Raw genomic sequence first — 21,221 nt, 5'->3', positions numbered from 1 at the left:
CGGAGGTGGGACGACGAAATCGAATTCTAACGAATTACCGATTTCTGTCCCACTCTCTTTTATCTTTTATTCCGTCTCTCCAGACCAAGCGTTCATGCCTCCTGATACGTTGGTCACATCGAAGCCCTGCATGGCAAGAAATTGGCAAGCAGTCGCTGAACGCGCTCCTCCTTGGCAAATGACATAGTATTTGTAGTCAGGATTCAGCTTTTTATAGTCAGTTTCCAACTCACTGAGTGGAAGATTTCCAGCATTTGGGATATGACCCGCTTGAAATTCATGTCTTTCGCGCACATCTACGATGGCCAATTTTTCAGATTGATACTGCTTTTCTAGGTCAGCTGCTGATATAGTTTTCATTTTTCTACTCCTTCTGGTTTTACCATTTTGTACAAAGCATAAGCTCCGTCTAGATTTTTTACTACAAATCCTGCTTGTTTTAAGATTCGCTCGGCAATATAGCTGCGCAGACCGCTGTGACAGCTCACGATATATTCTGCTTCTTTATCCAACTCATCCAAGCGTTCTCTGAGTTCATTCAGCGGAATATGGACTGTCTTATCTGTCTTCAGGCGTCCTTGCTTAAATTCATTGAGCATCCGAACATCTAAAAAGACTTTCCCGCTAGCCAACTCGTCTTCCAGCTGGTGCCATTGGATATTTTCACTCAAGCCTTCTGCTAGATTCATAGCTGCATAGCCCAGCATATTGACTGTATCCTTGGCTGAGCCAAAAGGTGGTGCATAGGTAAACTCCAGCTCTGGCAAATCAAAAATCGTCAGATTTCCCTTGATAGCTGTCGCCAAAATATCAATCCGCTTGTCAACTCCTTTTTTACCCACACCTTGAGCACCGTAGATTTTTCCAGTTTTTGGCTCAAAGAGCAATTTCAAGGTCAAGTCAGTCGCACCTGGAAAGTAGCCTGCATGATTCTTACCGCTGACATGAATCGCTTGATAAGGCAAGTGATTTTGCTGAAGGAAACGCTCGTTCAGGCCTGTTGAAGCGGCTGTCATGTCAAAGATACGCACAATAGCTGTGCCAATGCTTCCCTTATTCTTCCGCTCCAAGCCAGCAAGCACATCTGCCACCTGACGTCCTTGTCGATTAGCAGGCGAAGCGAGGGCAATCAGGGCATCTTCACCAGTGATTTCCTGCTTGACAAGGATAGCATCGCCGACTGCAAAAATATCTTTCTGGCTCGTCTCATAATGCTCGTCGACCAAGATGCCACCACGAAGACCAGTTTCAATCCCTGCTGCCTTAGCCAAGCTATTTTCAGGCTGGACTCCGACAGAGAGAATCGTCAAATCCGAAGACAATTTTTGTCCATTTTCCAAGACGATCACTTTACCATTTTCTTCAAAGCGAGTAGCCGACTGGGAGGTGATGATCTTTACTCCCTTATCTACTAGTTCAGCTTGGACAAAAGCAGCCATTTCCTCATCCAGTGGTGGCAAAACATGCGGTGCTTTTTCTACAATCGTCACATTCAAGCCACGCTTGCGCAGATTTTCAGCCGTTTCCAAGCCGATAAATCCAGCACCGATGACAACAGCCTCTTGCGGCTCTTCATCCAAGGCTAACATGATCTGATCCAAGTCCGGTACATTGCGCAAAGTGAATACATTAGTTGCCTCTGAAAGACCTTCAATCTCAGGAATAAAAGGCTTCGCTCCCGGTGAAAGAATCAGCTTGTCATACTGCTCTGTGAACTCTGAACCGTCATGAGCCACCGTCACCGTGTGCTCTTCAGGAAAAATTTTCACCACCTCATGAAAAGGCCGCACATCCAAGTTAAAGCGCGCCTTGAGACTTTCAGGTGTTTGAACCAAAAGAGCATCTCGCTCAGCAATTTCACCAGAAATATAATAAGGCAGGCCGCAGTTCGCAAAAGATACAAAAGGACCTTTTTCAAAAATCACAATTTCGGCATCTTCCATCAGCCGTCTTAAACGCGTTGCCGCAGACATACCTCCTGCAACTCCACCAATGATAATAATTTTCATTGTTTAACCCTTTCTACTTAAATAGTTTTCCCTATCCAAGCGCTCATACCACCGCGGACATTGACAACATCATAGCCCTTTTTCTTCAGCTTTTTCGCTGCCATCTTGCTCCGCACGCCTGAATGGCAAATAACGTAAATCGTCTCCTTTTTTGCTGGAGCAAATTGACCAATTTGGCTCAAAGGAACATTCTGGGCCTCTTTGATATGGCCTCTACGAAATTCGGATGGTGTCCGTACATCAATTAGTTGGATATTGGACTTCAACCGCTTCTCCAACTCATCTGTTGAAATACTATCTATTTTTGTAAAAAAATGAAACATATTTTTCTCCTTTATACCCCTATAGGGTATATTAAAGCACTAAGAAGAGAAAATGTCAAGGAAACGATTTCAATTTTTCCCAAAAATAAAAATCCCAATCTTGAGATAGGGATTTTTATCAATAATGAATTATTTCGCAATTGGGTAAACTGATACTTGTTTCTTATCGCGACCTTTACGTTCAAAGCGTACTACGCCTTCAACTTTTGCGAACAATGTATCGTCTCCACCGCGGCCAACGTTAACACCTGGGTAGATGTGTGTACCGCGTTGACGGTAAAGGATAGATCCTCCAGTTACAGTTTGTCCGTCAGCTGCTTTAGCTCCAAGACGTTTTGCTTGTGAATCACGTCCGTTTGACGTTGAACCTCCACCTTTTTTGTGGGCGAAAAGTTGCAAGCTTGCAAGATTCATTTTTAACATAGTGTTTTTCCTCCGTGTTAGTTTTCTGTGATAACTCTGGTTTGGACGAACTCAGAAGAGTTCTCCGATAAGTTTGCCATTCCCAAGAAAAATGATTCAAAGAAAAGCTGCGTCATTTCTCTCTGATGTGGCGGAATATCCATAGGGATCTCTACTCGTAAATATCCGCCTTCTTCTTCGTTTAATTCTAGGATTGGTTCGTAGCCTGCAAATTTTTCAATTGAATTGATGAAATTTATGGCAAGCGTAGAAACCGATGCACACACGACATCAAAGCCGTATTCGCCACTTCCGGCGTGTCCAGTAATTTCCGCACTCCTCAGCTCGCCATCTTCGGCTTTCTCAAAGACTGCCTGTATCATGTGTTCTCCTATAAATTAAGCGTTGATTGCGTTGATGACAACTTTAGTGTAAGGTTGACGGTGACCTTGTTTGCGGTGGCTACCTTTTTTAGGTTTGTACTTGAAAGTAACNACTTTCTTTTGTTTTCCTTGTTTTTCAACAGTTCCAACTACAGTAGCTCCAGAAACAAGTGGAGTTCCGACAACAGTTTTATCACCACCAACAAGAACAACTTCGTTAAAAGTCACTTCTTGACCAGCTTCAACATCTAATTTTTCAACGTAGATAGCTTGACCAACTTCAACTTTAACTTGTTTTCCGCCAGTTTTAACGATTGCGTATGTGCTCATTATGCACCTCCTATGATTTTTTTGGGATTTCCCCGTATTTTTGTGAAGACTCGCCTAGCATCGTGGGACGAACCACTTAATACTCACTATGTGAGCAACGATGTTCGAGCGGTTGCACAGGCCGTGCATAGTCAACATTCTTAGTATAGCACTTCTACTAACCTTTTGCAAGTAATTTTATTTAATGAAAACGGATTTTCCACTAAATATCCTCATTCTGTACTTCCATTTATTTAAAATATACAATCTGCCCTTCTTGATTGACATAAACCTCAATAGCTTTCGGAGGCTTCAAATGTTTTTTTGCTGATCTGGCAAGACTTTTATTACTATCTGAAACATTGACCTCTCGCTCTTTTCCATCAACATTAATAGTAAAGGTAATGCGAGAATAGGTAGACTTGCTTCCTCCGGTCTCGGTATCAACACCAGTCACTAAAGCCGTTTTTAGCTCGGTTATCTGATTAGTAAAATAATGATAGCGCCAAATACCATTGCTCATTCGATAGCCTTCATAAGCAGGAAAGATAAAAAGCATAAGAAGAACGCCAATTATTGTGACAAAAATAGCTCTGCCCGTACTTTTTTGGCTTTGACGTATGGTATTCCATTTATTTCTCATGGCCTTCTTGACAGAGCCAGCTTCCTTAATATCTTTATGATATCCCCAAAATAAGAGAGCATACAAGCTTAGGAAAATCTGGAAATGAACTAAGAGACCAATAAAATAAGTCCAACTGGGAATTCCAAACAGCAAAGCATTATCTTGTCCATCTTTCCAAGACAATGCTCGCATGAGCCCACTCAAGAAATAATCCCACTCGTTCATAAATATCCCCTTTTATCTTCAGCATCAATGGAAATAGCTTCCAGATTCTTTTAGCAGAAAGATACTCCGTAAACTCTTATAACAAGTCCTCAATCAGCTCATCAACTTCATCAGTCTCTGCTTGTGGTCTGATTTCTGTAATCATGATGCCTGTAACGGCACGCTCTACTAAACCTTCAACATCTAAGCGAGCTTCATACTGCTCAGCATTATTGATTTTTGGATTGGTTTTAGGCCGATCAGGCGCAAAAATAGTACAGCAGTCTTCAAATGGCTGGATAGAGATTTGGAAAGTATCGATTTTTTCTGCAATATCGATGATTTCCAGCTTATCCATCGTCACGACAGGACGGATAACCGGTGTATTGGTTACAGCGTTGATAGCCTGCATACTCTCGATGGTTTGACTCGCCACCTGACCAAGACTTTCTCCATTGATAATGACTTGACCGCCCCGCTCCTCTCGAATCCGGTCTGTAATGCGCATCATAAAGCGACGAGTCAGTGTCATCAGATATGCTTCTGGAGCCTTGGCCTTGATTTCCTCCTGAATCTCTGTAAAAGGCACTTCGATAAACTGGATATTGCCGCCAAACTTGGTCAATTTTCGCGTCAAATCTTGAGCTTTTTTCAACGCACCTGGGCTAGTATAAGGCGGACTAGCAAAGTGAACCGCCTCGATGTCTACACCACGCTTGAGAGCCAGATAACCAGCCACCGGTGAGTCAATCCCACCAGACAGCATGAGCATGCCCTTGCCTGAAGTTCCGACTGGCAGTCCCCCAGCACCACGAATGGTCTCATAAGAGATATAAGCTGCTTCTTCACGAATTTCGACACGTAGGTCAATATCTGGCGCTTTCATCTTGACCTGAACATTTGGAATGGCCTTAAAGACAGCATCTCCAAGCGTCTGGTTCAGCTCGCGGCTATCCAATTCAAAGCTGTGGTCACTGCGTTTGCTGGAAATCTTAAAGGTCATACCTTCTTGATAGACTTCCTTCATGATGGTTTGGACAGCTTCGATTAGGGCTGGTACAGACTTTTCGATTTTGTAAGACGGTGAAAAATTCTGAATCCCAAAAATCTGCTTGAGTGACTCAGCGACAGGCTGATAGTCTGTTCCATGCAAATAGACATGAGTTCGGTCACGATCAGCCTTGACATGGACTTGTGGGTAGACTGACAAAACGGCCTGAATATTGCGTTTGAGTTTGTTGATAAAGCGCATGCGGTTCTTGCCCTTAGTAGACAGCTCACCATAGCGCACCATAATTTCTGAATATTGCATTGTTTACCTTACTTTTCTGGTTTTTTCGTAAATAATTTTAAAAGTTGTTAAAAACTGCTCCATCTGGCTCATATCGTTGTCAAGATCCAAACTGATACGGACAGCAGTTTGAGCGAGAGACTTTTCGACCCCCATAGCAATCAACGTACCTGCTGGCTTACCGGCCTTAGAAGAGCAAGCGCTGGTCGTCGAGATATAGATCTCGTAGTCTTCAAATGCATGGACAACGACTTCACCTCGTACTCCCTTGATACCAAAGGTTAGTATATGGGGCGCAAAATTTTCCATGTCTGAGAAAATCATCACCTCTAGATACTTCTGCAGCTCTTCAAGGAGAATTTGCTTCATCTGAGCCGTCCGCTGGACAAATACTTCTTGCTTTTCCATGGACAATCGCAGAGCTTTGGCTGTCGCTGCAATACCTGCTAGATTTTCCGTCGTGGAGCGCTTGTCCGACTCCTGGCCACCACCGGTCAAAAGTGGACTAATTTTCTTGCCAGACTTGATATAGACAAATCCTACGCCCCGAAGACCGTGAAATTTATGACTGGAAAATGTCGCAAAATCCACACGATCCGTCAGATAAGCAGCTGTCGGAATCTTCGTAACAGCCTGCACAGCATCCACATGAAAGGAAATGGTCGGCTTGTCTGCTAGCAGTTCGGATATTTTCCGAATGGGCTGAATGCTGCCGATTTCATTATTGACAGCCATGATGGAGATCAGAGTGGTGTCTGATCGAATCAGCTCCGCTAGTTTGTCTACCTCAACAAAGCCTGCCTTATCAACTGGAACAAAATCGACTTCAAATCCCTGACTCTGCAACCAGAGGGCTGATTCTTTAACCGCTGGATGCTCGATGTTAGATACGATAATGTGTTTGCCAAAAGGAATCTTTTCAAAAGCAACTCCCTTAAGCACCCAGTTGTCCCCTTCTGTCCCTCCAGACGTAAAGAAAATCTCCGACGAAGACTTGCCTAAAAGCTCTGCTATTTGACGGCGAGAAGCCTCTAAGAGACGGGTTGCCTGGCTGCCCAAACTATGCAGGCTAGAAGGATTACCCCAGATTTTAGAAGCCACTTCTGTATAGGTAGCCAGCGCCTCTGGATAAGGCTTGGTTGTCGCTGAATTATCTAAATAAATCATCTTTTTCCTCTGTATTTATCAGTAAAAATCAATACTCCTATTGTAACACGAAACGAGCCTAGGAACAAGAAAAGGGCGCAGTTCCTACCTGATAAATTTAGGAACCAGCCCTGAAGACGATTACTTCGCCTCGCCAATCATATCTAATTTTTTGAAATAATCTTCAATCAGGAAAGCTGTCTCTTCAATTGATTTATCTGTAATATTGATGACCTCCGTCTGATAGATTATAAAGAGAAAAAGTTGCTGACGCAGGATCCCTTCCAAAGCCTTGACCAGAAAGGTGTCGGCCAATTGATGAAATTGGCCATTGAAAAAGCTCGCCAAGTAGATCCAACCTTGTCCATCGGAGTTTGTGGCGAAGTTGGAGGTGATCCGACTTCCATTCCTTTCTTACAAGAAATAGGAGTCACTTATGTCTCCTGCTCCCCTTATCGAGTCCCAGCAGCTCGGCTAGCTGTGGCCCAAGCTGCCCTTAACTCTGAAAGGACACCAAAGCAGCTCTAACATTTTAATAAAACAAACAGCTCTAAGAGGCTTATCTCTCCGCCTTTTAGAGCTGTTGTTCTTCATTCTTTTGTGTGCGTTTTCATTTAAAAAATTCAGATTTTTGGAAGACTTTTCTAAATAAAAGACGTATAATAAATTAAGAACGAAAAGGAGCGACTTTTACATGGAAAACTATTCTCGCAAAGAAAAAAATAACAGCACTTCAAATCGAAAACCAGCTAGTCAGCATATTAAAACTGGCTTTTCTGCCCTACAAAAGACTATTGCTACAATTGCCAGTCTTCTTTCAATCGTCATTGCTTGCTTTACCATCATGAACCTCATGAACAACAATGACTCAAAATCAAAAACTGACACAGGTAGCTCGACAACAACTACTACCATCATCAAAGAGGTAGAAAAAGAGTCTACATCTGTTAGCTCGACTCCAACAGAAACTTCTGCTGCTACTGAGACCGAAACATCATCAAGCTCCTCAAGCGCAGAAACGAATACGAGCCATACAACTCCTTCCACTGATAGCAGTTCGACAAGCCAAGATCAGCATACAACAACAGAGTCCAGCACTCAAGCATCCAACTAGAGACATTTGGAAGAGTGACCCTTATCCAATCTGTCCAAAAAAGCCTGAATGTCACTCAGGCTTTTTTCATTGCCAGCCTTCTTTTACTATTTGAGAAAAATTCTGGGCCTTTCTCTAATTTTTGGAGCCCAAAAAAACTGTGAGGTTAAGAAAACCCACGGCTTTTCCAGAATCAAAGTTCCAAAATTTGATAATCATAACCCAGATGAGTCAAGAACTTAAAAATATCTTGGGTTGCGACAAAAATCGTCTTTTCATTGGTATTGGGATGGAAAGTCATGATATCCTCTGATACAATGTCCTTATCAAAATAAACTAGAATGTCTTTTTCTTCATTATTTAACAAACCAAAAGGTGATACCGTTCCTGGTGGCAGCTGCATTTTTTCAAAGAGGGATTCCGCTGAAGCCATGCGAATGCGGTTGGCTGAGACCAAGTCTTTAAACAAGTCCATATCCAGACTTTTCTTGTCATCCATAATCAACAGATAATACTGAGTTTTCTTCTTATTGGTCAAAAACATAGACTTAGTCCGAACACCTTCCATGCCTTCAATATAGCCATCTGCCTGCTCTGTCGTAAATGCAGGTGGGTGCTCCACCACATCAAAGGTGATCCCCAACTCTTGCAACTTGTTAGCTACTTGTTGATAAGCATCCATAGTTTTCCTCCTTTATTGATGGATAATCTTTTGTACCAATGCTTGCAATTCTGGCACCACTTCTGCCTCAAACCAAGGATTTTTCGCCATCCAAATTTGGTTGCGGGGCGATGGATGTACCAATGGAAAAAAGTCTGGCAGATAGTCTTGATAATGCTGAACCGTCTCGGTCAGCTTGACAGTACCTTTTTGATGCAGATAATATTTTTGAGCATACTGGCCAATCAAGATAGTCAACTCAATATCTGGTAGGAGCTCTAAAATCGGCTGATGCCATTTCTCAGCAAAGCCCTTACGAGGCGGTAAATCTCCAGACTTACCATGCCCTGGGAAATAAAAATCCATGGGCAGAACCGCAAAATATCCAGACTGATAGAAAGTTTCTTCATCAACACCCAACCATTCTCTCAGCCGGTCACCACTCTTGTCCTTCCAGTAAAGCCCCGCCTGCTGGGTTTTCAGCCCCGGCGCTTGACCGACAATATTAATCCGAGCATTCTTAGGCGCCGCAAAGAGTGGAGTGATCCCCTGTTCTGTGAAAGCTTTATTCTGTGGGTCAGCTATAATGGCCTTGGTAATATCTTCTATTGTCTGCATCATATTTCCTCCCTTGAAAAGAAACTCACCTGGCATAGCCAAATGAGTTCTTATTTTATTTGATCAATTCGTAAATGGCTTCAGCATAAATTGCAGCCGCGCGAAAGAGATCTTCAACATCGATAAATTCATTGGCTTGGTGCATAGTGTCGATATAGTCTGGGAACATCGCGCCATAAGCAACACCACGTTTCAAGAGGCGTCCAAAAGTACCACCACCGATAACTTGCTCATGACCTTTAAGTCCAGTTTGTTTTTCATAAACAGCTAGTAAGGTCTGTACTAGCGGATCTTCCATCGGTACATAGTGAGGAGTATGTCCATGCTCAGACAAGGTCACTTTGGTCACTGGCAACTGCTCTAAAATATTTTGAATGGCTTCTGGACTAGTTCCCTTAGGATAGCGAATATTGAGGGCAATTGTATTATCAGCTTTGTTTTCGTCAAAACGGAAAACGCCCGCATTCATTGACAGAGCTCCCATCTTCTCATCCACATGAGCAATCTTCAAGTTCCTACCCTCATGGTCATTTAGGAGAATATTTCCAGCCACATCTAGATAATCCTTAGCTGGGCCAGCAAAGTCAAACTGCGTTAGGAATTTGGCTAAATAAGTTGCACCATTGACACCAGACTGAGGAGAAGCACCGTGCGCAGACTTACCGATAATGGTCACAGTGACTTGGCCACTAGCTAGTTCTTCATAAGTAAAGTCAAGCCCATTTTCCTTAGCAAACTGCTCCAATTTATCAACTAGATTTGGCAAGTGACCTGACAAGACAGCTGTGCCAGACTCAGGCACCATGTTCTCCCGCAAGCCACCAGTAAAGCTATGCAGGCGTGCTACGCCAGCATTTTCACCAGCAAAATGCAAGTACTCTGTGATATTACCTTTCTCACCATTGATAATCGGAAATTCAGCGTCTGGCGAGAAGCCGAAATCCGGCTCAGGCAGACCTACATGAGCAAAGTAATACTCCATATCTTTCCAGCCAGACTCTTCATCTGTCCCCACCACAAAGCGCACGCGCTTAGAAACCGGCAAGCCTAAGTCTTTGATAATTTTCAAGCCGTAGTAACATGCCATAGTTGGTCCTTTGTCATCACTAGAACCACGGGCATAGAGGCGGCCATCCTTAATCGTCGGTGTATAAGGGTCTGTATCCCAACCACTTCCAGCAGGTACCACATCCATATGGGCAAAGATACCCAGTTCTTCTTCTCCTTGACCAAAAGTAAAGTGACCAGCATAATTGTCCACATTTTGAGTCGGGTAACCATCACGTTCAGCAATTTCCAAGAACTTATGCAAGGCCTTTACCGGACCAGGTCCAAAAGGATGCTCCTTATCTGCTCTAGAATCATCCCGCTCTGAATTAATTTCTAAAAGGCTGAACAGGTCCGCCAACAGAGCTTCTCTACGTTTTTCAACTTCTGCTTTAAAATCAATTGTCATTTTCTCACCTCTATAAAACACTTTGATTTAAAAGTAATAATTTGAATTAAATCAAAGTATTGAAATCTTACTTTATTAACGCTTTTCAATAATCTCGTCAACTGGTAAACGATAGCTAGGCTCTAGCTTGTCATCTGTATAACCAACGGTAATCAAGAGTTCCGGACGGAAACGCTCATCAATCTCCAAAACTTCGTTAACTTTTGATTTATCAAATCCCAGGATGATATTTGAGCCAATACCTTGGTCAGTCAGGGCCAAAACAAGGTTCATAGCTACTAAGCCAGCATTAAGGGCCAAGTAATCACTCTTTTGTTGGTCATTATAGCGAGCAAACTCAGCTGGCAAATTCTGCATGTAAAACTGAAGCTGTTCATCAGAAAAATTTCTTACCCCAGCGACACGCGCAATTTTTCGTGCCCGCTTAGCCAAATCCGTATCTGTAAAGAGGGCAATTGTCACTGGAGCTTCCTTGATTTGATCTTGGTTGGAGCCAAAAGCAATGCCCGCTAAAGCTTCATTTCGCTCACGCACTACTACAAACTTCCAAGGCTGACTATTATGAGCACTTGGTGCTAAGGTCGCAATCTCAATAGCTGTACGGACATCCTTAGGATCTACCGGTTTGTCATTGAAATGCTTAGTCGCATGACGCTTTTTGTTTAATTCAAGAAATTTCATAATTGATTTCCTTTTCTAATTTCTGTTACTCTTATTTTACCACAAATTGAAAGAGCTTGCAGAGGTTTTTCACAAAGGATTTTTTCATTCTCTATCAAATAAAGCTTTCTGTCCTTGCCACTTGATAAGATTATTCCCTGGTAGAAGTTTCACTTTCTCCATTCTGACTACTTGAGTCTCTGCAACACTTGATCAAATCACTACAACTTGAGTTTCTTTACTACTCAAAGTCTCTATATAGTTCTTGATTTAACTTATGAATTTCAACTTTTGGTTCAGGTTTCCGCACGGAAAAATCAATAGCTGCAAACAGTAGAACCAGCAACAAGACAAATATCGTCCACAAAGTCTCTTTTTCTGGAAGAGGGACTCCTTTGGTTGGGAAACCTTTCCAACGAGGATACTGCTGCAAAAATTCATTTATCTTCATCCCATTGGGATAGAGTGTCAAAAAACCATACATGGTAAGAAAGAGAAACGAAAAACTATGCATAGATACCCAACTAAACTGAATCCTCATTTTAAAGGCTTTATAACCTGCTCCAGCCATATAAACCTCTAAGCCAAAAGCTATAATCATCAAGATAAAGAAAATAAAGACCTGCAGTTTCCAGAGCTTTCTCAATCCTAAGTAAGCCCGTTTATCTGCCTGCTCTTTGCCACCGTCTTTAGCTTCTCTCTCTTGAGTCTGAATTTTTGCTGTAGGTTCAGTTACTTCTTGACTTGCTTGAATCTCCTGAACCACCTCATTTTCAGTCTGTGGCTTATGTTTTAGACCATACGCCACCACTTCTTTTAAGACTAGCCTCAGATTTGCTTCGGTTAGTTTGTAGGGATACCCGCGTAACGGCCATTTCTTTCTTAGTTCTGGATGATCTGGAAGTGACACCATGATGTAAAAGTGCTGTCCAATCAACGTAATCGTGAAAGAAACCCGATAAAATCTAGATCTTACAAAGAAATAGGCCCTATAAAGGTAGTCGCCATCCATTTCCTTCGTCGTTTTGTCAAATTCAATCTTACCTAAAAACAGCTCTTCTATAATTTTCTGTATTTCTAAAACCTTTGTATCAACCGTATCCAGACTCAGAGGAGCCTTTAAAATCAGCTCCAAATCAGACATAGAAGCCGTAGAAAGACTCATGCCAGTTTTGTCTTTTTCTAAATGTTCTTCTAAATAAGTCTTACACTTGCTTAGAAAAGAGGATAAATTAGAGGAATTTAACTGGACTGGACAATCAAGCAGCAATTCTTGACTTCCTGCACTAGCATCTAAGGGGACAATATCTCTCACAATGAAATCTTGTTCTAGCAGCTCCAGAGTAAAAGAAGCTTTGTAGCTAGGTATTATGCTTGTAATAATGATTCGATAATTTTCGCCCTTTTCGACAGGTTTTTCCCACTTATCCGTTTCCGTTTTCCCATCGAAAATATTTTCAATCATTGCTTCAATAGCTCGTATCTTAAGATAATCATTTTCGGGAGTAAGAGGTTCAAGAAAAATCTGTTCTGGCTGATCTAGGTAGGTTTTTATTCTTCCCAGTCCTTCCTCCAAGGTTTCTGGCAGATACTTGTATTGTATCCCGTATGTAGGTTTTTCACCCCACTTCAAGTGTAAATCGCTGCCGTCTACTAAAATATCCAACTTTTCTTTATAATTTTCTAGATTGATTTTAAAGAGAAAAGTCGGACAATATGAACTCAAGACAATATCAGAGATTCCTTCTATTTCAAAAGCAGTTCCAAATTTTTTCTGGAGCTCTGCACGGATATCCTTCTCCAAATGTTCTTTATGCTTGTCAAAATTCAGCCCCATATGTCTTCAACTTTCTTTTTGTTTTACTTTTCAAAAACAGTCCCGCCACACACTTGGTCGCATGGAAAGCTTTTTGCCTCTGCTTTTCTATCATTCAACTAGAGATTGTCGCAAGCATTAAGCTTGAGTACTGTTCTTCGCTTCCTCAAACCATTTTTCGAACTCTAGACGTGGAAGCAACTCTTCATCCTTGTCATAACGTCCTTCATAACTATAGCGACTATCAAGGCTGTTTTTCTGTGCATCATAAATCAACCACATTTCAGTTGGGTGTTCACGATTGTATTCTCGGCACAGCTTAACCATTCTTTCTATATCTTGTGCCCCTATTGTTAATAGACTAAACTGAATTTCATCTGAACTATCTATTTCATTAGGAAGGAAAGCAGCAATCTCATCTCTATCCAGATAATGATTATTCGTTTTAAAAAATACATCAAAGCTATAAAAACCTTCAGCAACACAATAAATAAAAATTTTATCTGCCTGATTTTGGACATATTCCATAGCTAATGAAACCATATCAATCTGGATTTCCATAAATTTATCTTCAAATTGTGTCATCTTATTCTCCTACAGTTGCTTGCTTTTCACTTCCTCAAACCATTTTTCAAACTCTAAACGTGGAAGCAATTCTTCATCCTTGTCATAACGCCCTTCATAGCTATAGCGACTATCAAGACTATTTTTCTGAGCATCATAAATCAACCACATTTCAGTTGGATGTTCGCGGTCATATTCTTGGTAAATATCAAGCATTGTCTGTATATCTTCAAGACCATATCGTAATACTGAAAACATCATATTATCAGAATCATCTACTTTAGTATCCAAAACAGTGTTGACTCTGTGTAATTTAACAAAAACTCCATTAATTTTGTAAAAAACATCAAAAGAAAGTAATGCTTCTTCAGAAATGCAATAAATATATGCTTTTTCTGCTTGATTTTGCACATATTCCATTGCTAGTGAAATCATACTAGCCTGAACTTCCATAAATTTATCTTCAAATTGTGTCATTGTTACATTCCTTTTATATTTTCAATAAAACTTCCGCTTTGTCTGAGTTTAGAAAATCTTTCAGTATATGCAAAGTATGTTCAATAGAATCTTTATTACAACCATACACTCTTCTTATACTCTTATCATCAATAAGCTTGGATAAAAATGTGACTGAAAATTTCTCTCCATCAGTTTGAGTAAACCAAATGTTAAATAATCCACCCTCTCCCGCTTCCAATTGCGTATTGTTACCTGTTGATGAAATACCTATTGTCATATGATAACCATTATACACGAACGGAAAATTAAAATTTTCATCTTCTCCTTCATNAATNGNAATCGTATCAAGATNAATCGAAAAAATTTTCTCTAAAGCTTGCTTGACATTCTGATAACCTAAACTATCTCTTATTGGTAAGTATTGTTCGCTCATTTCTAAGGACTCCAAATATTCCTAAAAATCCTCACTTTTATATCTTTTTCTCTCAAAAGATTCATTTCATTCTTGAACATTCCATCTTCTATGGAAAAAATACCCTTATAAAACCTTATAGCATCCCTTAGCAAAACCACAAGGAATGTAGCCCGCTTGGTATAAAGCATACAAATCATCGAAAAATGTTGACTCAGCTTGAGGAAGCTCTTTTTTGATGGTCAAGTAGATGGCCAAGCTAATGATATCAAATTTAATCTGATCTTTCATGGATACTACCAGTTTACTTTCCGCAATCAGGTTGTCTAATCGTGCTTCAATTTCAGGAATGATTTCCTCTTTTGCATTATTTGCCAGTTCATTCCAGTGCTTATAAATGTCACTATGATTTTTAAAAAGATAAACACTAAAGTCACCATCTTTTTCTAAGACAAAATTCTCCCATTTTAAACTATTAATGTTCTTTTCTGCTTCTTTTACTGTCTTTAACTGAGTAATCGGTAGACTTGTTTCTCTTTCTTCCTTCAAAAAGTCTATATTTATTAATTCATTTATTACATCTGAATGGATCTTCATCTTTATCCCCTTTCTAGCAATCAAGCTATTCTTTCAGATAAAAAGCTTCGTTTTCTATTCTCCCTGCACCAACAAATCATAGGGAAAATATTCCAAATCCTTCAAGCGTTCGTCGAAAATCCCTTTGATTTTGCAGGTTGCGGCGGTGTCAAAACTCCAGTAGCCATCATAACCTCTATTGTCATACTTATGTGTTCCATACCAAGGTTCATCAGAATGACTATAATACCAGAACTCCTGCGCCTTGGCTACACTCTCATAAGTGTCCTCAATCATATTTTGATACTCTAAAATCGAATGGAAAGGGACTATCTTATCATGGAATAGATAAACCATGTAGTATTCAATCAAGCCATCTGTGTGATCCATTTGCTCATAAATAGCCTTCAAATCATCTAGAAACTCTTCCTTGCGCTCACTATAGAGAACTCCCAAGGCAAAGACATCAACTGCACGATAAAAGGAAACTCCCTCCGAAGCAATAACTTTGAGATGAGACAGAATCCCTTGATAATAGGGAAAAATCTCCTCTTTCGAAGCCCCTATAGCATAGGAAAGTTTCACTAGTTCTTCATTATCCAAAACCAAATCTTGATAATGGAACAACAAATACTTCTCCGAAATTTCATCTGTCATCTCGATATCTTCTCTTAAACGTTTTTGTACACGATTCAAACGATTTTCAAAATACGCTTGATCTTTATGTTTGTCTCTTATCATATATTAACTCCCTTTCTATGCTTAATCTCCCTACACCAACAAATCATAGGGAAAATACTCCAACTCCCTCAAGCGTTCGTCGTAGATATTTAGCCTTGTTTTTTATATTCTTCCATTTCTTTAAAAAGTTGAAGTAAATCATTATTTTCAGGTTCTTCTCCTAAACATTTATGTTTAAAAAAAAGACAACCTTTGATTAGAGGTAAAGGGACTGGCAAACCAATCAGTGTAATCAAACTCAACTTTTAATTGCTTCCGAGATTTTACTACTAAAACCATTGCATACCATTTAGGTTGATTATTGTCTTCTAAAACCTCTAAAATATTTCTAGAAATACTCATTAATTGATTAAAGGAGTCCATATATTCGGGAAATGGAATATCATAAATTACTGGTATATCATGTGAGAAAATATATTTTTCAGGACTTTCTTTCGTATTAAAATAGAAAAAAACTTCTCCGTCCCCTTCCTTTAACTCAACATTAAAGTAGAAATCATTCCACGTTACCGGAATCATACGATTTACATTATTTGCTATATCATTAAACAATTGGCTTAATTGATTTTCAAACATTTTTAACCTCCTGGTTTATTCCTTATCTGATTAATTCTTCAAGAGGAATATCATTTAATTTAGCTTTCCATGCATGCTCCATAGAATACCAAACTCTACCACCCCTGCTAATATTACTATTCATAGGAAAAAGAATATTAATATCGCCCCCATAAATGGAAGCAAACAAGTTCATTGCTTTGATTCTAAATAATGGTCATTTACTACTAGACATCTTAAAAAAGGCCCTCAATTAGACTAGAAAAACTGGAACAAACAAAGGTCGCTTCTTTAAAATCATTGTAGTTCTTTTCATGATTCCAAAAAACTACGCTTTTATCAGCTGAATAATCAAAACATAATACATTTCCAAACCCATCTTCTGCAAATGGAATCAGTTGGTCGCCGAGCCGATTTTGTAGATCTTCAAGAATTTCATATATATTATCACATTCATTTTCATCTAGGCTAATTAAATTATTGAAAATTTCTAGCTTTTCGCCTACCTTAAAATGATTGGGATTAGGATAACCACCATCATATTTCAAAGCGACTTGCTTATAATCATCTGGTAGAGTAATCTGCCAACTATGCTCCACACTTTCTATTATATCCATGGAAATACCCTTGTAATGTAACCACTTCATATTCGTGCTTGATTTCCTTTATCCCAATCTTCTAAACGGTTCTAGCTCCTGTCTATTATTAAACTTTGGATTTTTCTAAAATCTTTAACAAGTCTTCCATAAGACGGTTGAAGCTGAAAGGCATGTGATAAATGTGACTAGGTGCTTGTTATTCAATAAATATAAAAGATAGACAATTTATGAATGATATACTTATAGAAGTATATCTTGATAGCCAATTTCAGACAAAAGGCCATTGGTAAATTTTATTCCTATGCCATTTTCTTTATCCCAATCACAATCACATAAAAAACCAAATTCTTCAACACTTTCATCAAAGGTTAGAGGAAACATGATTTGCTTAGGCTGTAACAGAGAATAAATTTGCTGCTCATCTCCAATTTTATTTAAAAAAGATTGTTTTTCAGCTAAATTTGTAAAACTGGAAACAATATCTGATATTTTTCGATCATAGTACGATAAAATAGCAGAATTAACCTCTGTTACAATTTCTTCTAAGTGTTCTTGAAAAAATGTATAGGATTTTTCTTGGTTGATTTCAAATTCTGCGTCTTCATCTGCATCAATATTTATCTCTAAAACATGCTGCTTACCGAACATCGTTATAGAAATAGGTCTTGTCCAGCCATTATTAAATTCTATGTTACCGAAAATTTGATGATTCAATTTCATTATTCTCTTTATTCTCCAAGTTCGTCAACTAGGTAACCGCAAAAATCTTTCTTACCTTCTATGCAGTCTTTTTCCACTGCTTCATCAATTCAATGCAATTTCATTGTCGAAAACAGTTATTGGCCTTGCACTTCCTCAAACCACTTTTCAAACTCTAGACTTGGAAGTAGCTCTAAGTCATCATCCTTCTCATAACGGCCTTCATAGCTATAGCGACTTTCAAGCCTGTTTTTCTGAACATCATAAACAAGCCACATTTCAGTTGGGTGCTCACGACCGTATTCTTGGCAGATTTCAATCATGTTTTCTACATCCTTGATACCTTCTCTCAGTAAGATTGATTGTAGACTGATATCAACTTGAGAATCATCTGGTAAGAAATTATTTACCAAGTGTTTATGTACAACGTTCCCTTTTATTTCATAAAACAAATTAAAACTATATAAACCATCTGCTATTGCATAAATGTATATTTTATCTGCCTGATCTTGGACATATTCCATTGCTAGTGAAATCATACTAGCCTGAACTTCCATAAATTTATCTTCAAATTGGGGCATTGTCATCATCCTATCTAATTCTTTTAGCTTTTGAAGTTAGTGGATACTATTGATAAAGCGCTCGACCTTTTCAACATGATTATAAAAATCGGTATTGATTTCTATTCGCCAAAAAAACTCCAGCTATATCAAGTCATAATAGAAGGTGTCATCTTCCATAAGCTGTTCTAGAAGATCTACTAAATTAGGAGCAATTTCCTTATCATAGTAGTAGATTTTCCCCTTATTTTCAGCAGCAAATCCGATAGATAGCAGTGCTACTTCATTAGTTTCAAAGAAAACTAATTTATCATCCTCAAATTGATTGTAGATTTCAATATCTGGATAAAACTCAAAATCATGTTGCCTCAATCTAAAGTCTAATATTGACTCTGGATCCATGATACGGTTTATATTAGCCACCTTGCTTTTTAGAAAGCCATATCCGACTTCTGCATAAAATTCTTTAAGGAGTTCAGGGATTTGAATGCCCAGCTTTGATTCACTATTTTTAATCTCATCTAGATTCACTGGATAAAACTGGTTCAACGGATCTAATTTAATCTTCTCAAACATCTAAGCCCGTCCTTCCAAACTCAATGCCGTCCCTCGTCAACTTCCATTTTCTTTTGGTTCACTTATCTGAAAAAACTGCCTAACATCCTCTACGTAACCATACTTGTCATTCAAGTAAGCCAATAATTCTCGGTTATGGCCTTGGTAGTTATCTTCGCGACGTAATTCTTCGTACATTTCGATGAAAGGGAGGGCTTTGTCTTTGGCCAATTCCAACTCTGCCTCGTAATCATAGGCGACTTTTCGGAATTGAATATTCACCAGTTCCCCATCTTCAACTTCTAGCAAGGCATACTGGGCACGGTGATTTTTCAAGGCCAGCCAATCAAAATAGGGCATGCCAATCGAACCGGGATTGATAATTTGTTGCCCTTGGCTGCCATAGCGAAGCAACTGCTTGTGGACATGACCGTAAACTGCCACATCAGTCTCCTCATCGAGTAGCTGGTTAAATTTCTCCGTATCATTGTCAACCAGTAAGTCACTCCCATAATTCTTGTCAGGCAAGTTATGCGAGAGCGAAAAACGCAGGCCATCAATTTCTTTCTTCGCAACCATAGGTAGACTCCGCAACCAAGCGATCTGATCGGGATCCATTCGCTCCATCAAATACTGCGTCATACGCAAGAGCTGGACTTCCTGTGGATCTTCTAAACCATATTGCCCATCTAAGGCCTCTAAGACACAATCATCCCAGTTTCCACGGACAGTCGCTGTGATAGGAAGGTCTTTTAGCAAGGCTAGCAAATCATTTTCCCCCGGACCAGGGAGGAAAATATCCCCTAAAAGCCAATATTCTGTTGCTTCCTGTCTTTTAGCATCTGACAGAACTGCCTTCAAGGCCATGGTATTCCCATGTATATCAGAGAGAATTGCGATTTTATGTTTCATATTTACTCCTTCACGAACGATTGCTGAGTTTAAATCTAGTATAACAAAATATCTCAGAAAACGTAAAAACCATCCCTAGTCCTTTGGATGGCTCTACCATTTATTTCATTAAATGACTACATTCAAATCTTTGCCCGAAATGCCTTCAAGGAATCGTTCATCAATTTCTAGTTTTAATTTTTTTAGTTTAAATTTTTGAATCTTCGTTATTTCAGGCTGAAAAGAAATCGTCCCACTTGGAAATTGACCTCTGAGAATTTTGGTATAAACATTTTTTACAAAACCTTCCCACTCCATTGATAGCGAATTTGCAAAGGCTGCTTCTCCCTCAAGTAAATACCTGATGCCATCTGCACGATAAAAAGCTAATAAAGCCACTGAAAGACTACACTTGGGATGATTAAGCACTGCTTTTGGCACTTCAAATCCATTATTCCAGTTAAAATTCTCCAGCAAGACAAACAGTTCATCCTCCGTTTGAAGCTTCTCAAGGCTCGCCACAGCTTTAGCATTGCTTTCAGCATACAAAACATCAGCTATTTGTTGAATTTGTCGATTATCCATTTCAATGTTCAACTCCCTTCTAATAATCCTAAGCTTTCCAATGTTTGCAAGGAAGTATTTTTTGAAGGAGGACAATCATCCTTCAAAAAGCCCTTAATTTCTTCAAGATGATTATAAAAATTCATATTGATTTCTTTTAAATTTTCAATAAATAAGTCTACTAAGCTTGAATCAATATTTTCCAAAGGAGAAGGCAATTGTTGCTGATTGTCCAGCAGATAGGCTTCCCTAGCAGTTGCACCGATTGCATAGCTAAGATTATCCCACGATGGAATATCATCCTCATTCTCGTCTAATTGCATGTAGATGAAAATTCCCTTAAAATCCGTTCCATCATCTAGCAGACTATAAAGCTCTTTTCCCGTTTTGTTTTTGTTTTCCACAAAACTCCAGCAAGCATCCAAGGCAACTCGAATTTGTGGCTTATATTCTGTTTTCATATAACTTAGGATAGCTTCTGAATAGACCAGCATGAGATAAAGTTGATTGGTATTCATATGCTCGCATTTACTCCTCAAACAAAAATTCTAGGTAAGGGCTAACAGAGGGGGCTGTGACATAGGCTTCCTCCTCAAGCAATTTCGTTCTCCTTGCAATGTCACTATAGCTTTTAACCAGTTGCTTATAATGAATAAAATAATCTTCTAGCGTATCTTCATCCACACACTCTATGGTTTGGGGCAAATACCGCTGTCCAACAGCTTTGTATGACTGATAAACTACTAACGCAAGGAAAGCATCAATACATCTCCACACAGCTGGATCGGTGCTTTTATCCAGCTCCGAATAGGTTAAGATGTCTTCCTCGTCTAAATTTTCCAGTCTACCATACAGCAAGTCTGGGGCGGACTCACTAAGCCTATCAATAAATCGGCCTGTAATTTCTAACGTTTCATGCACATATTCCTTATAATCCGAGTTTCCTATATATGTTTCTAGCGGTTCCGTTAATTTTCGCATAAATTGCAAAAGATCGAGATTAAGAGTAAATTCCATTTCGATTCCTTTCTGAATCTAGGACGCTGCAAA

29 protein-coding genes, 2 pseudogenes and 1 other annotated feature are annotated in these 21,221 nt (G+C 39.5%); of the genes and pseudogenes, 2 read left to right on the top strand and 29 right to left on the bottom strand.

Annotated elements, in window-relative coordinates:
- Nucleotides 1-66: 66 nt before the first annotated feature.
- From D8792_RS02725 to D8792_RS02680, 10 genes and pseudogenes are all read right to left on the bottom strand, one after another.
- The gene (locus tag D8792_RS02725; RefSeq protein WP_125372786.1) at nucleotides 67-360 is read right to left on the bottom strand and encodes a rhodanese-like domain-containing protein; all 294 of its coding nucleotides are present in this window, start codon (nucleotides 358-360) and stop codon (nucleotides 67-69) included.
- A complete protein-coding gene (locus tag D8792_RS02720) occupies nucleotides 357-2,009 on the bottom strand; it encodes an FAD-dependent oxidoreductase (RefSeq protein ID WP_125372785.1) in 1,653 nt (550 codons plus the stop codon). Before D8792_RS02720 ends, D8792_RS02725 begins: the two co-directional genes overlap by 4 nt.
- Before the next feature lie 17 nt (nucleotides 2,010-2,026).
- Complete coding sequence (locus D8792_RS02715; protein ID WP_125372784.1) at nucleotides 2,027-2,332, bottom strand: rhodanese-like domain-containing protein; 306 nt, start codon at nucleotides 2,330-2,332, stop codon at nucleotides 2,027-2,029.
- A 129-nt stretch (nucleotides 2,333-2,461) separates the two neighbouring features.
- Nucleotides 2,462-2,755, bottom strand: coding sequence for a 50S ribosomal protein L27 (gene rpmA, locus D8792_RS02710; RefSeq protein ID WP_005590406.1), 294 nt, complete (start codon nucleotides 2,753-2,755; stop codon nucleotides 2,462-2,464).
- A gap of 17 nt (nucleotides 2,756-2,772) precedes the next feature.
- Nucleotides 2,773-3,117: a ribosomal-processing cysteine protease Prp gene (locus D8792_RS02705; RefSeq protein WP_005590407.1), complete on the bottom strand. Its 345-nt coding sequence runs from the start codon at nucleotides 3,115-3,117 to the stop codon at nucleotides 2,773-2,775.
- 15 nt (nucleotides 3,118-3,132) lie between these two features.
- Nucleotides 3,133-3,447 (bottom strand): 50S ribosomal protein L21, encoded by a 315-nt coding sequence (rplU, locus tag D8792_RS02700; protein WP_125372783.1) that lies wholly within the window; start codon nucleotides 3,445-3,447, stop codon nucleotides 3,133-3,135.
- A gap of 36 nt (nucleotides 3,448-3,483) precedes the next feature.
- Nucleotides 3,484-3,571, bottom strand: a sequence feature (ribosomal protein L21 leader region).
- Between the two features lie 105 nt (nucleotides 3,572-3,676).
- A complete protein-coding gene (locus D8792_RS02695) occupies nucleotides 3,677-4,243 on the bottom strand; it encodes a hypothetical protein (RefSeq protein WP_260470190.1) in 567 nt (188 codons plus the stop codon).
- A gap of 109 nt (nucleotides 4,244-4,352) precedes the next feature.
- Nucleotides 4,353-5,567, bottom strand: coding sequence for a tRNA uracil 4-sulfurtransferase ThiI (thiI, locus tag D8792_RS02690; protein WP_125372781.1), 1,215 nt, complete (start codon nucleotides 5,565-5,567; stop codon nucleotides 4,353-4,355).
- A gap of 3 nt (nucleotides 5,568-5,570) precedes the next feature.
- Nucleotides 5,571-6,713: a cysteine desulfurase family protein gene (locus D8792_RS02685; RefSeq protein ID WP_125372780.1), complete on the bottom strand. Its 1,143-nt coding sequence runs from the start codon at nucleotides 6,711-6,713 to the stop codon at nucleotides 5,571-5,573.
- Nucleotides 6,714-6,833: 120 nt separating this feature from the next.
- A pseudogene (locus D8792_RS02680) lies at nucleotides 6,834-6,932 on the bottom strand (phosphoenolpyruvate synthase regulatory protein); the annotation flags it as partial.
- Between the two features lie 9 nt (nucleotides 6,933-6,941).
- On the opposite strand from D8792_RS02680, the pseudogene D8792_RS02675 reads away from it, so the two are divergent.
- Together D8792_RS02675 and D8792_RS02670 are read left to right on the top strand one after the other, a co-directional pair.
- Nucleotides 6,942-7,220: pseudogene (locus D8792_RS02675) on the top strand (putative PEP-binding protein); the annotation flags it as partial.
- Between the two features lie 166 nt (nucleotides 7,221-7,386).
- Nucleotides 7,387-7,806 (top strand): DUF6556 family protein, encoded by a 420-nt coding sequence (locus D8792_RS02670; RefSeq protein WP_125372779.1) that lies wholly within the window; start codon nucleotides 7,387-7,389, stop codon nucleotides 7,804-7,806.
- Nucleotides 7,807-7,978: 172 nt separating this feature from the next.
- Here the strand turns inward: D8792_RS02670 and D8792_RS02665 are convergent, their stop codons facing one another.
- The 19 genes from D8792_RS02665 to D8792_RS02575 all read right to left on the bottom strand — a co-directional run bounded on the left by D8792_RS02665 (nucleotide 7,979) and on the right by D8792_RS02575 (nucleotide 21,188).
- The gene (locus tag D8792_RS02665) at nucleotides 7,979-8,467 is read right to left on the bottom strand and encodes a prolyl-tRNA synthetase associated domain-containing protein (protein WP_125372778.1); all 489 of its coding nucleotides are present in this window, start codon (nucleotides 8,465-8,467) and stop codon (nucleotides 7,979-7,981) included.
- Nucleotides 8,468-8,479: 12 nt separating this feature from the next.
- Nucleotides 8,480-9,064: a uracil-DNA glycosylase family protein gene (locus D8792_RS02660; protein WP_048763270.1), complete on the bottom strand. Its 585-nt coding sequence runs from the start codon at nucleotides 9,062-9,064 to the stop codon at nucleotides 8,480-8,482.
- 55 nt (nucleotides 9,065-9,119) lie between these two features.
- Entirely contained in the window at nucleotides 9,120-10,520 is a 1,401-nt protein-coding gene (gene pepV / locus D8792_RS02655) for a dipeptidase PepV (RefSeq protein WP_125372777.1), read from the bottom strand.
- Between the two features lie 75 nt (nucleotides 10,521-10,595).
- A complete protein-coding gene (locus D8792_RS02650) occupies nucleotides 10,596-11,201 on the bottom strand; it encodes a nitroreductase family protein (protein WP_015605041.1) in 606 nt (201 codons plus the stop codon).
- 220 nt (nucleotides 11,202-11,421) lie between these two features.
- A complete protein-coding gene (locus D8792_RS02645; RefSeq protein ID WP_260470172.1) occupies nucleotides 11,422-12,846 on the bottom strand; it encodes a hypothetical protein in 1,425 nt (474 codons plus the stop codon).
- 288 nt (nucleotides 12,847-13,134) lie between these two features.
- Nucleotides 13,135-13,581, bottom strand: a complete 447-nt coding sequence (locus tag D8792_RS02640) for a hypothetical protein (RefSeq protein WP_125372775.1) — start codon at nucleotides 13,579-13,581, stop codon at nucleotides 13,135-13,137.
- Nucleotides 13,582-13,590: 9 nt separating this feature from the next.
- Nucleotides 13,591-14,037 carry a hypothetical protein gene (locus tag D8792_RS02635; RefSeq protein WP_125372774.1) on the bottom strand — a complete coding sequence of 149 codons (447 nt, stop codon included), beginning with the start codon at nucleotides 14,035-14,037 and terminating at the stop codon, nucleotides 13,591-13,593.
- Nucleotides 14,038-14,557: 520 nt separating this feature from the next.
- Nucleotides 14,558-15,028: a hypothetical protein gene (locus tag D8792_RS02625; protein ID WP_125372772.1), complete on the bottom strand. Its 471-nt coding sequence runs from the start codon at nucleotides 15,026-15,028 to the stop codon at nucleotides 14,558-14,560.
- Between the two features lie 54 nt (nucleotides 15,029-15,082).
- Entirely contained in the window at nucleotides 15,083-15,748 is a 666-nt protein-coding gene (locus tag D8792_RS02620) for a PoNe immunity protein domain-containing protein (RefSeq protein ID WP_125372771.1), read from the bottom strand.
- A 174-nt stretch (nucleotides 15,749-15,922) separates the two neighbouring features.
- Nucleotides 15,923-16,324 carry an immunity protein YezG family protein gene (locus D8792_RS02615; RefSeq protein ID WP_125372770.1) on the bottom strand — a complete coding sequence of 134 codons (402 nt, stop codon included), beginning with the start codon at nucleotides 16,322-16,324 and terminating at the stop codon, nucleotides 15,923-15,925.
- Between the two features lie 22 nt (nucleotides 16,325-16,346).
- The gene (locus D8792_RS11390) at nucleotides 16,347-16,499 is read right to left on the bottom strand and encodes a hypothetical protein (protein ID WP_185758385.1); all 153 of its coding nucleotides are present in this window, start codon (nucleotides 16,497-16,499) and stop codon (nucleotides 16,347-16,349) included.
- Nucleotides 16,500-16,539: 40 nt separating this feature from the next.
- Nucleotides 16,540-16,950: an SMI1/KNR4 family protein gene (locus D8792_RS02610; RefSeq protein ID WP_125372769.1), complete on the bottom strand. Its 411-nt coding sequence runs from the start codon at nucleotides 16,948-16,950 to the stop codon at nucleotides 16,540-16,542.
- 192 nt (nucleotides 16,951-17,142) lie between these two features.
- Nucleotides 17,143-17,622 carry a DUF6985 domain-containing protein gene (locus tag D8792_RS02605; protein WP_125372768.1) on the bottom strand — a complete coding sequence of 160 codons (480 nt, stop codon included), beginning with the start codon at nucleotides 17,620-17,622 and terminating at the stop codon, nucleotides 17,143-17,145.
- A gap of 116 nt (nucleotides 17,623-17,738) precedes the next feature.
- Nucleotides 17,739-18,182, bottom strand: coding sequence for a hypothetical protein (locus D8792_RS02600; RefSeq protein WP_125372767.1), 444 nt, complete (start codon nucleotides 18,180-18,182; stop codon nucleotides 17,739-17,741).
- A 123-nt stretch (nucleotides 18,183-18,305) separates the two neighbouring features.
- A complete protein-coding gene (locus D8792_RS02595) occupies nucleotides 18,306-18,737 on the bottom strand; it encodes an SMI1/KNR4 family protein (protein WP_125372766.1) in 432 nt (143 codons plus the stop codon).
- Between the two features lie 36 nt (nucleotides 18,738-18,773).
- Nucleotides 18,774-19,628 (bottom strand): metallophosphoesterase family protein, encoded by an 855-nt coding sequence (locus D8792_RS02590; RefSeq protein WP_125372765.1) that lies wholly within the window; start codon nucleotides 19,626-19,628, stop codon nucleotides 18,774-18,776.
- 108 nt (nucleotides 19,629-19,736) lie between these two features.
- Entirely contained in the window at nucleotides 19,737-20,192 is a 456-nt protein-coding gene (locus tag D8792_RS02585; RefSeq protein ID WP_125372764.1) for a DUF4274 domain-containing protein, read from the bottom strand.
- 8 nt (nucleotides 20,193-20,200) lie between these two features.
- Complete coding sequence (locus D8792_RS02580) at nucleotides 20,201-20,689, bottom strand: Imm6 family immunity protein (protein WP_125372763.1); 489 nt, start codon at nucleotides 20,687-20,689, stop codon at nucleotides 20,201-20,203.
- A 10-nt stretch (nucleotides 20,690-20,699) separates the two neighbouring features.
- Nucleotides 20,700-21,188 carry an Imm6 family immunity protein gene (locus tag D8792_RS02575; RefSeq protein ID WP_125372762.1) on the bottom strand — a complete coding sequence of 163 codons (489 nt, stop codon included), beginning with the start codon at nucleotides 21,186-21,188 and terminating at the stop codon, nucleotides 20,700-20,702.
- Between the last annotated feature and the right edge of the window lie 33 nt (nucleotides 21,189-21,221).

Origin of the sequence: Streptococcus cristatus (assembly GCF_003943505.1) — a bacterium.
Classification (GTDB): domain Bacteria; phylum Bacillota; class Bacilli; order Lactobacillales; family Streptococcaceae; genus Streptococcus; species Streptococcus cristatus_E.
Note: the sequence above shows the minus strand (reverse complement) of the source record. Positions and strands in the feature narration are given on the sequence as shown.